Origin of the sequence: Vreelandella nanhaiensis, assembly GCF_003990185.1 — a bacterium.
Lineage (GTDB): Bacteria > Pseudomonadota > Gammaproteobacteria > Pseudomonadales > Halomonadaceae > Vreelandella > Vreelandella nanhaiensis.
The window spans coordinates 129,726-144,800 of record NZ_RZHF01000004.1 but is presented as its reverse complement, the minus strand read 5'-3'; the positions used below and the strand labels follow the sequence as shown (position 1 = coordinate 144,800).

Below are 15,075 nucleotides of genomic sequence, written 5' to 3'. Positions count from 1 at the left end.
CGGCTCTGGGGTTTTTTATGAGGAAATAATCGGCCGCTCCTAGAGTACTTCTATTCTAAAGGGTTAACTTTATTGTTAGCTTGCTAATTGTTTGTTAGACTAAAGTATTCTATTGCACCTGCGCTACTAAAAGCGCCCGCTGCCTGTATAAGGCCGCGAGAGATAACGAGTGACCCCATGTCTCCTGATCAACGCTTTGCCCGCTGGGTAAAGGTGGCGCTAGCTGCCTTCGCCCTGTTATTTATCTATTTCCTGATCGCTGACAGCTTTATGCCTATGACCCCTGAAGCCAGGGTCATGCGCCCTGTAGTGCGTATCGCGCCGGAGCTAAGTGCGCCGGTAAGTGAAGTAGTGGTCAGCGACCATCAGCAGGTCGCCAAGGGCGATGTACTTTTTCGCCTTAACCCTGAACCCTTTCTGATTGCCTTGGAGCAAGCCAGGCTAAACCGCGAGCAGGCTCAGCGTGACAATACCCGCCTGGAAGCGGAGCTTGCCGCCGCGCAGGCGATGCTTGCATCCGCCCAGGCGATCGCTGAAGAGCGTGCAGGCGAGCGTCGCCGGGGAGAAGCATTGATCGGACGGCAGAGCATTTCCCGCCAGCAGTACGATCAGCAGGTAGCAGCCGAGCATACCGCCCAGGCGGAAGTGGCCTCCGCCCAGGCGAAAATCGAGAGCCTGGAAGTGCAGTTGGGAGAAGATGGCGATACCAACCTACGGCTGCGTCAAGCCGATAATGCACTCGAAAAGGCGCAGCTGGATGTAGCGCGCACCGAGGTACGCGCCTTGGAGGCGGGCCAGGTGACCAACTTGCAGCTCCAGGCGGGGGACTATGTGCAGGCGGGCCAACCGGTAATTGCACTGGTCACTCAGCGCGTAGATATCATTGCCGATTTCCGTGAAAAAAGCCTGCGCCACGTGCGTCCTGGCGATGAAGCTGCAGTGGTGTTTGATGCTTGGCCGGGTCGCATATTCGAAGGGCAAGTCAGCGCTTTTGATGCCGGGGTGCGCGAAGGCCAGCTGACCGCCGATGGCCAATTGGCCGACATTCCTACTTCTGATCGCTGGGTGCGTGATGCCCAACGCCTGCGGATTCATATTGCCTTGAACGAGCCGTTAATAGCGCCGCCGCCCAGCGGTGCTCGGGCCACCGTGCAGCTGTTGCCTGGCGAACATGCTCTGGCCCAGCCGTTTGCTTGGTTACAAACGCATCTGATCAGCTGGCTGCACTATGTCTATTGATACCGGGTCTACTAATACCGGTTCTACTGATACTGGATCTACCGATACTAAATCGGCGGATACCAGAGTGTGGTCAATCCATCGCGCAGGGGGCTGGTTTTCAAAGCGAGCATCTCGCGGTCGCGACGCTAGCCCAGAGGCCAAGGCTTACCATGGCCTCAATGAAAACGGCCTGCGTCAGTGCCTGCGCGTGGCCGGTGGCGGCACGATCGGGTTTATTGTCAGCCAGCTAATGGGCTGGAACTACGGCGTATTCTTTACCGTTTTTCCCATGTTTCTGCTGGGTATGGTGCCGATCTTGAACGCCAGCATCATCCGCCAGTTTTTGGGTAACGTATCGGTGAATGCGCTGGAAGTCAGCATAGTGGTAGGCCTGCTCAAACACATGCCAGTCGTCATGACGCTGGTTGTAATGTGCATGTTTCTATTCCGGTTTAGCCTGATGGCGAAAGGGCCGCTATTTCTGTTTGGCGCCAATGGCGTTTTAACGCTAAGCATTTTGCTGCATTTTGCCAGTTACCCCAGTGTGGATTTAGCCGATTTGCTGACCTCGAATTTTGTGGCCAGTGTGCTTGCCGTGTTGATCGCCATGCTAATGTATACGCTTTTTCCCGACGTTGAGCCGCGCCAACCGCCACCCAAAGGAACAAAGGCACAGGCGCAAATACGTCATGAAACACTCATCGGGGGGATAACTGCCACGCTTTCGTTTGTTGTGTTTCAGATATTTGATTTGCAGGGCTCGCTCTCGGCGCAGATGGCAACGATTTTGGTGCTATTTGCCATGGGGTACGCTGGCGCACGTGTGTCGGCGCGTAAGCGTGCCATTGGTACGCTGTTAGGGTGCAATATGGCACTCGTGATGCAGCTGTTGTTATACACCCAGAGCAATCATTTCCTGCTGGTAGTGCTGCTTTATTGGTTGGGGTTGATGCTTTTTGCCCGAGCGCACGTTCGTGAAGGCGGTGGCTCTGGTGTGGGGTTTGGTGGTATGACGACGCTGGGTATTTTGTTTGGTCAGTCGTTAGGGCCTAGCCAAGATCTTGTGTATAGCGCGCTTTACCGTTTCTCCTCCATGAGTGTGGCGCTCGTATTAACCCTGCTCGTCATGGCCTGTTTGCACTATCTGCTCAATATTGGGGAGCCTACTCGGCTACCGGAAAAAAATTAAGGCAACTTTTTTTTAAATGACTACTCTTTATAAGTACCTACAGAGAAAAAGACAGTGTTTGTCTTGCTATAGGTAGTGTGTTTCCCACTCATGGATTAGAGGTGATTGATTATGTCTAGCGCAAAAGATGATAAAACCAACGGTACTGCGGACAAAGCTGCAGGCAAAGTGAAAGAAGCCGCTGGTAAAGTAACCGGCAACGATAAGACGGAAGCCAAAGGTAAAGCCCAGCAGGCAAAAGGCGAAGGTCAGAAAGCTAAAGGCGACCTGAAAGATAGCATCAAAAAGTAATTTGATGCATTAGAATCGTTAACAGGGGCCATTGGCCCCTGTTTGTGTTTATGCCTTTTCTTTTCCAATAATTCTACACTTCCTGATATAGCTGACTTCCCGTTTGGCGAAACTTCTCCGCCTGTTCTTCCATGCCGCGCTTGACTGACTCCGCATCGCTGGTGCTTTCGGGTGTGCGGTCGCGGTAGGTATCGCGTACCTCTTGGCTGATTTTCATCGAGCAGAACTTGGGTCCGCACATGGAGCAGAAGTGCGCTACCTTCGCGGAATCCTTCGGCAGGGTTTCATCATGGAATTCCCGGGCAGTGTCCGGGTCCAGCCCCAGGTTGAACTGATCTTCCCAGCGAAATTCAAACCGCGCCTTGGAAAGGGCGTTATCACGCCGCTGCGCCGCCGGGTGGCCCTTTGCCAAGTCCGCCGCGTGGGCAGCAATCTTGTAGGTAATGATGCCGGTCTTTACGTCATCCTTGTTGGGTAAGCCCAAGTGTTCTTTAGGCGTGACATAACAAAGCATCGCGCAGCCAAACCAGCCGATCATCGCCGCCCCGATGCCAGAGGTGATGTGGTCATAACCGGGCGCGATGTCGGTGACCAGCGGGCCGAGCGTGTAGAAGGGCGCCTCATCGCAGTATTCCAGCTGCTTATCCATGTTCTCTTTTACAAGGTGCATGGGCACGTGGCCGGGGCCTTCAATCATCACCTGCACGTCGTGCTTCCAGGCAATATGGGTCAGCTCGCCCAGGGTTTTAAGCTCGGCCATCTGCGCTTCATCGTTGGCATCGGCGATCGAGCCGGGGCGCAGGCCGTCACCCAAGGAGAAGGCCACGTCGTACTGCTTACAGATCTCGCAGATTTCCTCGAAGTGGGTATACAGGAAGCTCTCCTGATGATGATACAAACACCACTTCGCCATGATAGAACCGCCGCGAGAGACGATACCGGTCACGCGGTTGGCGGTGAGCGGTACATAGCGTAGCAGCACGCCTGCATGGATGGTGAAGTAATCCACCCCCTGTTCGGCCTGCTCGATCAACGTATCGCGAAAGACTTCCCAGGTGAGGTTTTCAGCCACGCCGTTAACCTTCTCAAGCGCCTGATAGATTGGCACCGTGCCGATGGGGACCGGCGAATTGCGGATGATCCACTCACGGGTTTCGTGGATGTTCTGGCCGGTAGAAAGATCCATGATGGTATCCGCGCCCCAGCGGATGCCCCAGGTCATCTTGTCGACTTCTTCTTCAATCGATGAGGTGACCGCCGAGTTACCCAAGTTGCCGTTAATCTTGACCAGGAAGTTACGCCCGATAATCATCGGCTCGCTTTCCGGGTGGTTGATGTTATTGGGAATGATTGCCCGGCCGCGGGCCACCTCCGAACGAACAAATTCCGGCGTGATCTCCTCCGGAATGCTGGCGCCAAAATTCTGACCCGCATGCTGATGGCCCAAAATACGCTCAACCTCAGCGGTACCCAGCGCTTGGCGTCGCTGGTTTTCGCGCAGGGCAATAAACTCCATCTCCGGGGTAATAATCCCCTGGCGGGCGTAATGCAGCTGGGTGACGTTCTTGCCTGCTTTAGCTCTGCGCGGTGTACGGGGTAAGTCAAAACGCAGTTGGGCAAGCGTGGGGTCGTTGGCGCGGCGCTTACCGTAATCAGAGGTCAGGCTATCTAAAAATTCGGTGTCCCCGCGCTCCTCGATCCATGCCCGGCGAAGTTCGGGCAGGCCACGGCGCAGGTCAATTTGGGCGTTGGGGTCGGTGTAAGGGCCGGAAGTGTCGTACACCAGCAGCGGCGGGTTCTGTTCATCGATGCCGGTAGTCTTTGTAGGCGATAATGTGATTTCGCGAAACGGCACGCGGATATCCGGGCGCGAGCCTTCAAGATACACCTTTCGCGAACCGGGCAGCGGGGCGATGGCGGCGGCATCCACCTGGGCGGTTTCGGCTAGAAAATGGCTGGTTTTACTCATGGTATTTTCCTTCTGTTGTGGTTGTTGTGGGTTAGTTCGTCAGGTCGTGATCGAGCAATTCCAGACCCATCTGCCAGAAATCGATTTCCAGGCGGGTGGCGTCACGAAATATCTTGGTGAGTTCGGCAAAGCGGGTAGGGGTAACGTCGGCAAGACGAGCATCGAGCCATTCGAGTTCCGCCTGCATGGCGTTCTGAAACTCCTCACTTTCGTACATCGCAATCCAGGCATCGAACGGGTTATCGCCGCCGCGCACTGTGGAGGATTGCGCGTTCAGCCAGTTGGCAATCTCTCCATAGCCCACCAGGCACGGGGCGAGCGCCACGTGCAAATCCAGCAGGTCGCCGCGGTTGCCGGTATCCAACACGTAGCGGGTGTAGGCCATGGTCGCCCGAGTTTCCTGTAGCTCGGCAAGCTTTTCCTCGGAAATACCCCATTCGCGGCAAAAGCCCACGTGCAGGCCCAACTCCACATCCACGATGGTTTTCAAGCCCTCATGGGCCTGACGCAAATCGGCAAGGGTGGGGCTTTTATAAGCCGCCAGCGCATAGGCACGGGCAAAGTGAATCAGAAACAGGTAATCCTGCTTCAGGTAGTGGCGAAACGATGCTTCAGGCAGCGTGGCAGTGCCCAATTGGCGCACAAAATCGTGCTCAAGATAGGCGCGCCAATCGTTATGGCAGGCAGTGGTTAAATCAGTGAAGCGGTAGCCCATACATCCTCCGGGAGTAATGATCCGAAGGGCAGGCGAGAAGATCGAAGGAAAGGCACGGAAAAAGGGCGTAAAACAGGCAACCGGCCATCGCTTGATCCCTACACCGGTACCCGCGCCACTCGTTAAATGAGCAGCACATTAGCCGGATCAGGTTCAGCGGGACCAGCGCTTGGCATCCTTAAAAGGACACGCCCTGCGCCATCTCAGCCGGATATCACCGGCACCCCGTCAAGCAGTATCCAGCGCAGTGTAGGAGGCGGGGGAGGGAGATGCAAGAGAGCTCATGAGCCGTGGAACGATTATTTGCACTGGCAAACACAAGGCAAAAAGACGCTAAAGAGAATTAATAGACTTATAAACGATGCTAAGCGCCTTCCTCTTGAAGGCATTGGTAAACCGGAGCCATTAAAGGAAACTTGGTTGGCTTAAAGCGCCATGCTTGGCAAATACTGCCATACTCACCGGTGTCACTTATTTCATGGACGTGAGGAGAGACATAATGGTACGCCCCTTGTTTTCCCAGACACAGCTTACCCGAACACTGCTGGCTGGTTGTATTGGCAGTGTCGCGGCAGTCAGCACTATCGGCAGCGCCATCGCCAATGATGCGCCTGAATACGACGGTGAACTGTCCGGTTTCGAATATGCCTATCCGGTCGAGCGATTCGAGTTCAGCTCACAAGGCCAGGACATGCAGATGGCCTACCTGGACGTTCAGCCCGAAGAGGGCAGTGCCAATGGCCGCACAGTGGTGCTGATGCATGGCAAGAATTTTTGCGCGGGTACCTGGGAAGATACCATTGAAGCGCTGACTGATGCAGGTTACCGCGTCATCGCGCCGGATCAGGTGGGGTTTTGCAAGTCGACCAAGCCTGAGTACTATCAATTCAGCTTCCATCAACTGGCGGCCAATACCCAGGCGCTGTTGGCAGAGCTGGATGTAGATGACGTGACCGTGATGGGTCATTCCATGGGCGGCATGCTGGCCACACGCTTTGCGCTGATGTACCCGGAGCAGACCGAACAGCTGGTGATGGTTAACCCGATTGGCCTTGAGGACTGGAAAGCCCTTGGCGTGCCGTATCAGAGCATTGATGATGGCTACCAGGCTGAGCTTGAGAAAAATGCTGAGGGTATCCGCGCCTATCAGGAAAGCACTTACTACGTGGATACTTGGGAGCCGGAATACGACCGCTGGGTGGAAATGCTGGCGGGCATGTACGCAGGCGAAGACGGAGAGCTGGTCGCCTGGAACCAGGCGCTGACTTCAGACATGGTTTTTACCCAGCCAGTGGTTCATGAATTTGGCGAGCTTCAGGTGCCCACCCTGTTACTGATTGGCGAGAAAGACAACACCGCCATCGGCAAGGCACAGGCGCCTGAAGACGTACAAGAAACCCTGGGCCGTTACGATGTGCTGGGTGAGCAGGCTCGTGATGCCATTCCTCAGGCAACGCTAGTTGAGTTTCCAGAGCTTGGCCATTCGCCACAAATTCAGGAGCCCGAGCGTTTCCACGAAGAGCTGCTTAAAGGTCTGGAGACCCAGTAACGCTTGGGCCATACGTTTGTGATTGTTCTGCTAAGGTTAATGAACGCTGTACGTGTTTTGGGCTGTACTCTTTTATTGGAGGCTGTGTTTAAAAAATGTTGTGCCAATATCGAAACAATTCATTGGTTAAACACCGTACTCGAATGCTTTTATCTTTGCTTCATGGGAGTCAGGCGATCGGTACGTCCAGCGTTATATAAACCAGTATTAGGTACTCATCTCAAAAAAAGGAAATTTTTATGATCAGAACCATAATGGTTGAACTATCCACTATTGAGGCCGCCGCTTATCGACAGAAACTCCGGGGTGGCCATCCCGGCATTGTCATCATGCGCTACGATACCGACCAACCCGGCATCGCAACTGTTAACCGCAAATCGGGCGAGCCTGATCCTTCCCATAATACCGACCTGAAACTATTTCCCCTTGAGGCATTCAGGGAAGCCATGGAGCTGACGTCCGGAATGCCCTATTCGCGGCGCGGCAAAGTCAAACTCAGTGGCGAGAAAGAGGATGCAAGCTCCCAAGAGGAGACAGCCGAAGAACTGGCTACGGTAGATAGTGCGGAGTATGAAGCAATTGTGAAGTCCTATACCAACCGCAAAGGCGAACTATCCTACGAGCTGTTGAATAAGGATTTCATTCAGTTTGCCAAGTCGAGCAGGGTGATCTCTGACATGGTGGCTAACCACGCGTCGGAAGAGGATATTCGTAACCACGTTGTTAAAGTCAAACTCGAAAGCATCACCGGCAATCGCGAATTGACGGTGGCTCAAACCCAACGAATTGTCGAGATGCTTGATGAAGTCAGCCCACGGCATGTTTTCAAAGAATTGAATGACGAAATCAGAAAAATGCTTGCTAGCCGTTAAATAATGGCTGGGGTCAGCGTCTTCATCGTTCATAGTACGCTGGCCCTGATGAATCGCGTCGCTTTCCAACCGCCTAGATAAGTGATCAATCCTTCAATATATCGTGCTGTCTTATAGTCTTTTGCAATGCTACTCATAGTCGGCGGGGGCACTTTCGGCCCTGGTGCGAACCGAAATATCGTCTACGCTAACTTAGAATCCCGCCATTTAGTCGAGGAGAATAACGTGTCCGAACAAAAGTCTACACGTCAGGAGTAGGGTGTGCGTACCACGCCGAGCCTGTAAGGGAATGAGCACTGGTGGCCCGACCTGCTCAACCTTAATGTGCTGCACCAGAAGCACCCGAATGCCAATAATTTCAGCGAAAGTTTCCGCTACGGTGAGGCGTTTGCGCAGCTCAATGTCGACGAGCTAAGTGCCGATGTTGACGCGTTGATGACCGATTCTCAGGATTGGTGGCCTGCCGATTGGGGCCACTACGGCCCGTTCTTTATTCGCATGTCATGGCACGCGGTTGGCTCTTATCGAGCGCTTGATGGGCGTGGCAGCACCGGCGCGCAGCGCTTTGCCCCGCTCAATAGCTAGCCTGACAACGGCAATTTGGACAAGGCACGCGCGTCTATAGAGGCCTATCAGAACGGCGATATGGAAAATGCGTGGGAGGCGCTCATACCAACAACCTGACCGTCATGCAATGACTGGAGCGGTTGGTCCAAGCCACGCCCTAGCGTCTATTCCGCTAACAGGGTGACGTAAACACTAGGGCGAATGTGGCGTGTTATTCGAGCGGGAAGGCATCTTCGCCTTCAGTATCGTGCAACTGAAACCGCAGATAAGGTAGCCAACGACCAACACAGCGATGCCAACCAGAGCCAGACAAGGTTATGTTCTGGCCATAGAGTCCGCAATCCGGTCGCTGAAAAAATCAGTAGAGCGCAGCCCCACAATAGGCCAGCCGGAGGTCGATGCTTGCGGGTGCGCTGCCAGGTTACCTTCAACATCAGGATAATAGAGAGCGTGCTCAACGCCCCACCGTCAGCAAGTGAAGCGAAGTCCGCCACGGCAGCCTCTGCGCCACGAGCCGGAGAACGAAACGCTTGTTCTCCGGCTCGTGGGTAATGTTGTTTATCTAGGCTTGACCTAAATGAGTGAGAGCTATAGCTTTCCTGACATGACTTCCTCAGCGGTCGCCATATGGTTGGTTACCGAGCTCGTCCATTGGCCCCAAACCTCGGGGTTGATGCTGTCGCCGTTCGACCCGAGGTTCTTCAACCGGCGTTGGTCCTCGTCGGTCAACACCTGCTTGGGTAATGGCTCCAGGTGACTGACATCTTTGGCGGATATGCCCAGCTTTTCGCCGACTCGATTGCCATAGTCATCGTGAACTAACAGGAAATGCCATAACATACGTTCCTGTACGTCCCGCTCGCATTGGCTGAGTAGGTTGCCCATGTTATTGACCAAGTCATCTCGCTCCCATTCCATCATGGTTTCAAACCGAGCTCTGGCCTGTTGGTAATCATTGCGACGCTCGAGTACGCTCCGCGTCAGCTGGCCGGTAATTTCGGGCGGATGAAAATCGCCTTCTGGAGTAGATTCATGCAAACCATTGTGCATTGATGGCTCATAATTTACATGCGGGTTCTGACCGGGTGCCATGTCCCGGTAGTAAGAAGCCTGGCCACCAGTTTGATTGGTTTGTTGGACGGCGTTCTTGGGCTGGTTGACCGGGAGCTGCAGATAGTTAGCACCCAGGCGGTAGCGCTGGGTGTCCGAATAAGAGAAGGTCCTCCCCACGAGCATTTTATCGTCGGAGAAGTCCAGGCCGTCGACTAAAACGCCTGTCCCCATAGCAATTTGTTCATTTTCATTAAAAAAATCTTCGACATTGCGGTTCAACGTCATCACACCCACATGGCGTAGAGGGAAATCTTTTTCAGGCCAGATTTTAGTGTCATCCAGTGGGTCCCAATCGAGCTCGGGGTGCTCGTGGTCTTCCATGATTTGCACATACATATCCCACTGCGGGTAATTGCCGCCTTCGATCGCTTCGTACATATCCCTGGAGGCGTGCCCCAAATCCTGGCCTTGTACTTTCGCCGCTTCCTCGTCTGTGAAGCTTGCGATGCCGCAGCGTGGGTGAAAGTGGTATTTTACCAGGAAGGTCTCGCCTTTCTCGTTCACCATTTTGTAAGTGTTGACTCCGAAGCCTTCCATATGGCGATAAGTAGCCGGAATGCCGCGCGGGCTGAACAAGTGCGTAAGCATATGCATGGATTCCGGCGTCTGACTCATAAAGTCGAAAATGCGGTTGGGCTCTTGATGAAACGTTACCGGATCAGGTTTTAGAGCGTGGATGACGTCAGGGAACTTGATCGCGTCCCGAATAAAGAAGATCGCCAAGTTGTTCCCTACTAGGTCCCAGTTTCCATCCTCAGTATAGAATTTGATTGCAAAACCGCGCGGATCACGCGCTGATTCGGAAGAATCTCGGCCGCCGATTACGGTAGAAAAGCGGATGGCAAGATCCGTTTTTTTACCGGGCTCCTGAAATAACTTGGCACGGGTATACTTAGAGGCTGGTTCGTCGCCGATCTTACCGGTCACTTCCAGCTCACCATAAGCGACGAAACCTCGTGCGTGTACCACCCGCTCGGGAATGCGCTCGCGATCAAAATGGCTGATCTTCTCCAGGAAGTGGTAGTTTTCGAGCGTGGCCGGACCGCGGCTACCGATCGTGCGCTGCGACTGGTTGTTGGTCACCGGGTGGCCCTGGCGGGTAGTTAGGGTTTTCTGTGGCTGGTGATCGCTTTGATCTTTCATAACGTTGCTCCTTAATCATTTTCTGCTCAAGCGTGTTCTGTTGACTATAAGCTGTCAGACATTGAGCGTTGCTCTGCTTTTATCCGCGCCCATTACTTGTGCCAGCATAGCCGCTGTCATTCCGTCTGCGTTTGTTAGCGATGGGTCCGCGCCCTGCTCCACCAACAACTCGACCATCTCTTCGCGATTGAACATTGCCGCAAACATTAAAGGTGTTTTCGCCCCCGGCTTTCGGCCGTTCACGTCAGCCTTGTGAGCGAGGAGGAGACGCGCCATATTGATATCACCTTTATAGGCGGCGCCCGCTAGCGGGGTTTGGTTCCTCTCGTTAGCGAGTTCGGGATCTGCACCATACTGTAAAAGCAGCCTGGCCATATCGAGGTGCCCGTGGTAGCTGGCGAGCATAAGTAAGCTGTCACCTTTGCTGTCGCATAAGTTGGGGACAAGCCCCATTTCCAGCAATCGGCGAACGCGTTTCGTGTCGCCCTGCCGAATTACTTGGAAAAGCTCTTCTGCCAATGCATGAGTTTCAGCATCCAATGCGGGGCGGGAACGTGGCGCTTGTTTTTGAACGTCCATACTTTCTCCTCAGCTCAGTGCTGTCTCTTGAGCTCGGTGCCGATAAAAGATTGTTTAAAGCGTAGACCATCAACTGATAGTCTCATTACATCGATTAGATAGATTTATATTATAGAGAACGTTAATGAGACATATATGGAGACATTGTTATGCTAAGTGCCTGATTTAAAATTTGGTGTAATGTTCATGCCAGAATTTCTGACACAGACAGAACCATGGAAAAACGCTTCGTTGCCCCTCTCACTGAACCTGAACAACAAACGCTGGCCTCCGCCATCACCATGGCGAGAAGCGCGCTCTCCGTCGTCGGGCGCATGCCATTCTGCTGAGTGACCAAGGTCATACGATTAACTAAATCAGTGAGGTACTTCAGGTCCGCCGCAATGCCGTCTCACGATGGTTCAAGCAATGGGAAGTGTCCGGTCTTGATGGGTTCATCGACAAGCCGCGTAGTGGACGAACACCCGCCCTCAATGAACACGATCACAAACGACTGCAAGCGTTAGTAGCCGAGCCTCCCCATCAGATTCGCGCCTTACAGGCTCGCTTTCAAGAAGAAGCCGGTACGGTGATGACCGCCGCCGACATGGCGATGATTGTTGATCCGGATTATCTGAAGATATCCAAGGAGTACCGTGAAAACCCGGACGTGCTTGCTGATGAGTTCGCCCGTGCCTGGTACAAGCTGCTCCACCGAGATATGGGGCCGCGTGCCCGTTACCTTGGGCCGCAGGTGCCTGATGAAGTACTTATCTGGCAAGATCCGACCTCCGAGCAAGAGGGGCCGGGTCACTGACGAGCAGATCGCTACGCTCAAGCAGGAAATTGCGAATGCAGGCCTTACCGCTAAGCAACTGGTAGAAACTGCTTGGGCCTCGGCCTGTACCTACCGCCAGACGGACCATCGCGGCGGTGCCAACGGCGTGCGCATTCGCCTTGAACCGCAAACTGGCTGGGATATCAACGTGCGCGGCGGCGTGGCGGATGTGATCGACCAATTGGAGAGCATCAAAAATGCCTTTGAAGCCAATATTTCTCTGGCGGACATGATCGTCTTAGGTGGAAGTGTTGGGGTCGAGATGGCTGCGAAAGCGGCTGGGCACGAGCTAACGGTGCCGTTCACGCCGGGGGCACCGACGCGTCCCAGGAGATGACCGAAGTGGATACCCATGCTTATCTCGAACCCCGACATGACGCGTTCCGCAACTATATGCAGGCGCAGTCAACGTCCATTCCGGCCGAGCACCTGATGGTCGACCGGGCGTTTATGCTGAATTTTAGCGCTCCCCAGATGGCTGCGCTTTTGGGCGGCATGCGGGCGATCGGCATTGGTGCCGGTGATGATAGCAACGCCGGTGTCTTCACCCATCGCCCGGGCCAGTTGACTAATGGTTTCTTCGTCAATCTTATTGATATGGGTACCGTGTGGGAGCCGGTTGATGAGCATGAAGAACGCTTCGTAGGCCGGGACCGCAAGAGTGGTGAAACCAAATGGACCGCTATACGGGTAGATCTTGTCTACGGCTCGAACTCGCAGCTGCGCGCCATTGCAGAGGAGTACGCGGTAAATGGCGGTGAACGCCATATGCTCCACAAGTTTATCTCTGGCTGGGTCAAGGTGATGGAGAACGACCGATTCGACCTGCACCGCTAAGATTCAGGCCTTTGATGAGTGAAAGGCTTCTCGCTCGATAACCTAAATAAGCGCGGCGGAAGGCGACTTCCTCCGCGCTTTTTCCATCTCCTCTGTTAACATTCGTGGTTTGTAGCCTGCCGTTCGTTGGATAGGGCTTTGATCATGCCACCGGGAATCAATCGATGAACCATCCGCAACCTAACAACCCTTTACATGGCTTAAGCCTTGAAAAGATTTTAACCCGCTTGGTCGAACGTTACGGCTGGGATGGCTTGTTCGAAGAAATCAACGTCAACTGTTTTCACAATGATCCTTCCATCAAATCCTCGCTGAAGTTTCTGCGTAAAACCCAGTGGGCGCGCGATAAAGTGGAAGCGCTGTATATCAATACGTTTACATAAAGATTGAGAATCTCGCAATTCAAACTAGTCAGTAGTCAGAGAAGCGGTAATAACGGTTAGAAATACTTGGAAATAAAGTGATCACTAATTTAAATTTGGGGGAGGCACCCCCAGAGCGAGTGGTCACTGCTGGTTCGGATCATCTCGCTGGCTCAACGTGACTGCTGAAAGGAAGCGCTAATGATCACTCCCTTATTTCTTGATACCAATGATGGGCGGCATTTCTCACCCGATGCTCGCCAAATTATCGAGGAAGTCTGCTCTGCTGCTGAGCTAGAAGTGCGCAGGCATCTTAAAGCTTTACCAGAAGAAATTGAGCTAGCCTGCCAAACTGGCACGCTAGTTATCCCCGAAACGGGAGAAATGGGTCTGGCAATTTCATCGTCTCGAGTGGGCTGGACGGTAGATGCCAACCGGGAGGGTGGAGTCGCTGCTACTGCCCGCGCTCAGTTACGTTTTACACTATTTCACGAGCTTCATCATTTGGCGCGAGGTTGGGTAATTTACCGTGATGAGCCGCGTACTACCTTTATGGAAGGCGTGGTCAGTGAAGGGCTTGCGGTTGTATTCGAGCGTGACGTGGGTGGGCGCAATACCCCCTGGGGTGAATATCCCGAGGATGTCGACTCCTGGGTAGCCGAGCTTCTGGAGCTTCCCGTGTCAGCGCCGTACCTGCCCTGGATGATCCAGCATGCCGATGGGCGGCGTTGGATCGGCTACCGGGCGGGCACTTATATTGCTGAGCGGGCGATTCGTGCATCGGGCATGTCGGCGGCAGCGCTGGTGAACGTGCCGACCGATGACATACTCAAAATGGCCGACATTTATTCGCATCAATAGCGAAGCCTGGCCTGAAAGAACATCAATGCCCAGGCATCCACTGAACGCTGGGCGATCCCACACCGCTGGATTGTGCTCGACGACACGCTAGCTCCCTCTACAATCAGCAAGGCCAAAACATGCAACACCCCGTCATTCAGGAAGAAATCACCGGCTGTGGTATTGCCTCGGTAGCCAATATTCTGGGCAAGACCTACCCGGAGATGAAAGCCATCGCCAATGCGATGGGTATCTACGCCGACGATGAATCGCTGTGGTCTGACACCCAGCACGTTCGACAGATGCTTTCTCAGGCGGGCGTGGCAACGTCGCCAAAGGAAATACCCTTTACCTCTTGGCAGGCACTGCCGGAGCTAGCGCTGTTGGCGATCAAGCCACATCAGCAAGACGGCAAGGAGTTTTGGCATTGGGTAGTGTTCACGCGCGAAAATGACGTGCCGCAGGTGCTGGACTCAGCAAGCTATCTGCCTGCCAATATCCGCACTGATTTCAATGAAATGCACCCTGCGTGGTTTATCGAGGTCTTTAACTCATGAGTCGACTAATGCTGCAAAGCGCCAGCAAATCCGACCACCTCGACCTTCTGCACGTATGGGAAGCCTCTGTTCGTGCGACTCATGATTTTCTGGCAGAGAGCGACTTGCTGGCGCTCAAGCCGCTTATTCTTGAGCAGTATTTCGATGCAGTCGATTTAACGCTGGCTCGCAATGAGACTGGCGACATCGTTGGCTTTTGCGGGACCAGCGATGGCACTATCGAAATGCTGTTTATTGCCCCTCATGCGCGTGGGCAAGGTGTGGGAGCGCTGCTGGCTTCCCATGCTATCGATACCCAGGCGGCTACCAAGGTCGATGTTAATGAGCAGAACGATCAGGCGATCGGCTTCTATCAGCATATGGGCTTTGTCGTCGTCGGGCGCTCACTGGTGGATGGCCAGGGTAAGCCTTATCCGCTGCTTCATATGGCGCTCTTGAATAGCTAGGAGCGGTA

13 protein-coding genes, 4 pseudogenes and 1 riboswitch are annotated in these 15,075 nt (G+C 53.9%); of the genes and pseudogenes, 13 read left to right on the top strand and 4 right to left on the bottom strand.

Going from position 1 to position 15,075, the window contains the following annotated elements:
- Window positions 1–177 precede the first annotated feature (177 nt).
- From ELY38_RS01080 to ELY38_RS01070, 3 genes are all read left to right on the top strand, one after another.
- Entirely contained in the window at window positions 178–1,239 is a 1,062-nt protein-coding gene (locus tag ELY38_RS01080; protein ID WP_127059675.1) for an HlyD family secretion protein, read from the top strand.
- Window positions 1,229–2,410, top strand: coding sequence for a DUF2955 domain-containing protein (locus ELY38_RS01075; protein WP_127059674.1), 1,182 nt, complete (start codon window positions 1,229–1,231; stop codon window positions 2,408–2,410). Before ELY38_RS01080 ends, ELY38_RS01075 begins: the two co-directional genes overlap by 11 nt.
- A 111-nt stretch (window positions 2,411–2,521) precedes the next feature.
- Window positions 2,522–2,701 carry a CsbD family protein gene (locus tag ELY38_RS01070; protein WP_127059673.1) on the top strand — a complete coding sequence of 60 codons (180 nt, stop codon included), beginning with the start codon at window positions 2,522–2,524 and terminating at the stop codon, window positions 2,699–2,701.
- A gap of 73 nt (window positions 2,702–2,774) precedes the next feature.
- On the opposite strand, the gene thiC is transcribed toward ELY38_RS01070, so the two are convergent.
- On the bottom strand, window positions 2,775–4,670 hold the full coding sequence (thiC, locus tag ELY38_RS01065) for a phosphomethylpyrimidine synthase ThiC (RefSeq protein ID WP_127059672.1): 1,896 nt from the start codon (window positions 4,668–4,670) through the stop codon (window positions 2,775–2,777).
- Between the two features lie 31 nt (window positions 4,671–4,701).
- Complete coding sequence (tenA, locus tag ELY38_RS01060) at window positions 4,702–5,385, bottom strand: thiaminase II (protein WP_127059671.1); 684 nt, start codon at window positions 5,383–5,385, stop codon at window positions 4,702–4,704.
- A 78-nt stretch (window positions 5,386–5,463) separates the two neighbouring features.
- A riboswitch (TPP riboswitch) is annotated at window positions 5,464–5,623 on the bottom strand.
- On the opposite strand from tenA, the pseudogene ELY38_RS01055 reads away from it, so the two are divergent.
- The 4 genes and pseudogenes from ELY38_RS01055 to ELY38_RS19490 all read left to right on the top strand — a co-directional run.
- Window positions 5,623–5,799: pseudogene (locus tag ELY38_RS01055) on the top strand (type II toxin-antitoxin system YoeB family toxin); the annotation flags it as partial. It overlaps the preceding riboswitch by 1 nt.
- Window positions 5,800–5,884: 85 nt before the next feature.
- Window positions 5,885–6,934: an alpha/beta fold hydrolase gene (locus ELY38_RS01050; RefSeq protein WP_127059670.1), complete on the top strand. Its 1,050-nt coding sequence runs from the start codon at window positions 5,885–5,887 to the stop codon at window positions 6,932–6,934.
- Window positions 6,935–7,173: 239 nt separating this feature from the next.
- Window positions 7,174–7,806 carry a hypothetical protein gene (locus ELY38_RS01045; RefSeq protein ID WP_127059669.1) on the top strand — a complete coding sequence of 211 codons (633 nt, stop codon included), beginning with the start codon at window positions 7,174–7,176 and terminating at the stop codon, window positions 7,804–7,806.
- Window positions 7,807–8,067: 261 nt separating this feature from the next.
- Window positions 8,068–8,388, top strand: a pseudogene (locus ELY38_RS19490) (catalase/peroxidase HPI); the annotation flags it as partial.
- 573 nt (window positions 8,389–8,961) lie between these two features.
- Here ELY38_RS19490 and ELY38_RS01035 read toward each other — a convergent pair.
- Entirely contained in the window at window positions 8,962–10,629 is a 1,668-nt protein-coding gene (locus ELY38_RS01035; RefSeq protein WP_127059668.1) for a catalase, read from the bottom strand.
- A 54-nt stretch (window positions 10,630–10,683) separates the two neighbouring features.
- Entirely contained in the window at window positions 10,684–11,208 is a 525-nt protein-coding gene (locus tag ELY38_RS01030; protein WP_127059667.1) for an ankyrin repeat domain-containing protein, read from the bottom strand.
- A gap of 215 nt (window positions 11,209–11,423) precedes the next feature.
- Between ELY38_RS01030 and ELY38_RS01025 the strand changes: the two are divergent.
- The 6 genes and pseudogenes from ELY38_RS01025 to ELY38_RS01000 form a co-directional block, all read left to right on the top strand.
- Window positions 11,424–11,774: pseudogene (locus ELY38_RS01025) on the top strand (helix-turn-helix domain-containing protein); the annotation flags it as partial.
- A 93-nt stretch (window positions 11,775–11,867) separates the two neighbouring features.
- Window positions 11,868–12,862 (top strand): annotated as a pseudogene (locus tag ELY38_RS19600) (peroxidase family protein).
- A 164-nt stretch (window positions 12,863–13,026) separates the two neighbouring features.
- Window positions 13,027–13,245: a VF530 family protein gene (locus tag ELY38_RS01015; protein ID WP_127059666.1), complete on the top strand. Its 219-nt coding sequence runs from the start codon at window positions 13,027–13,029 to the stop codon at window positions 13,243–13,245.
- Between the two features lie 180 nt (window positions 13,246–13,425).
- Window positions 13,426–14,085 carry a DUF2268 domain-containing putative Zn-dependent protease gene (locus tag ELY38_RS01010; RefSeq protein ID WP_127059665.1) on the top strand — a complete coding sequence of 220 codons (660 nt, stop codon included), beginning with the start codon at window positions 13,426–13,428 and terminating at the stop codon, window positions 14,083–14,085.
- Window positions 14,086–14,204: 119 nt separating this feature from the next.
- On the top strand, window positions 14,205–14,621 hold the full coding sequence (locus ELY38_RS01005) for a YbhB/YbcL family Raf kinase inhibitor-like protein (protein ID WP_127059664.1): 417 nt from the start codon (window positions 14,205–14,207) through the stop codon (window positions 14,619–14,621).
- Window positions 14,618–15,067, top strand: a complete 450-nt coding sequence (locus ELY38_RS01000; RefSeq protein WP_222845097.1) for an acetyltransferase — start codon at window positions 14,618–14,620, stop codon at window positions 15,065–15,067. The genes ELY38_RS01005 and ELY38_RS01000 overlap by 4 nt, the downstream gene beginning before the upstream one ends.
- Window positions 15,068–15,075: the final 8 nt, after the last annotated feature.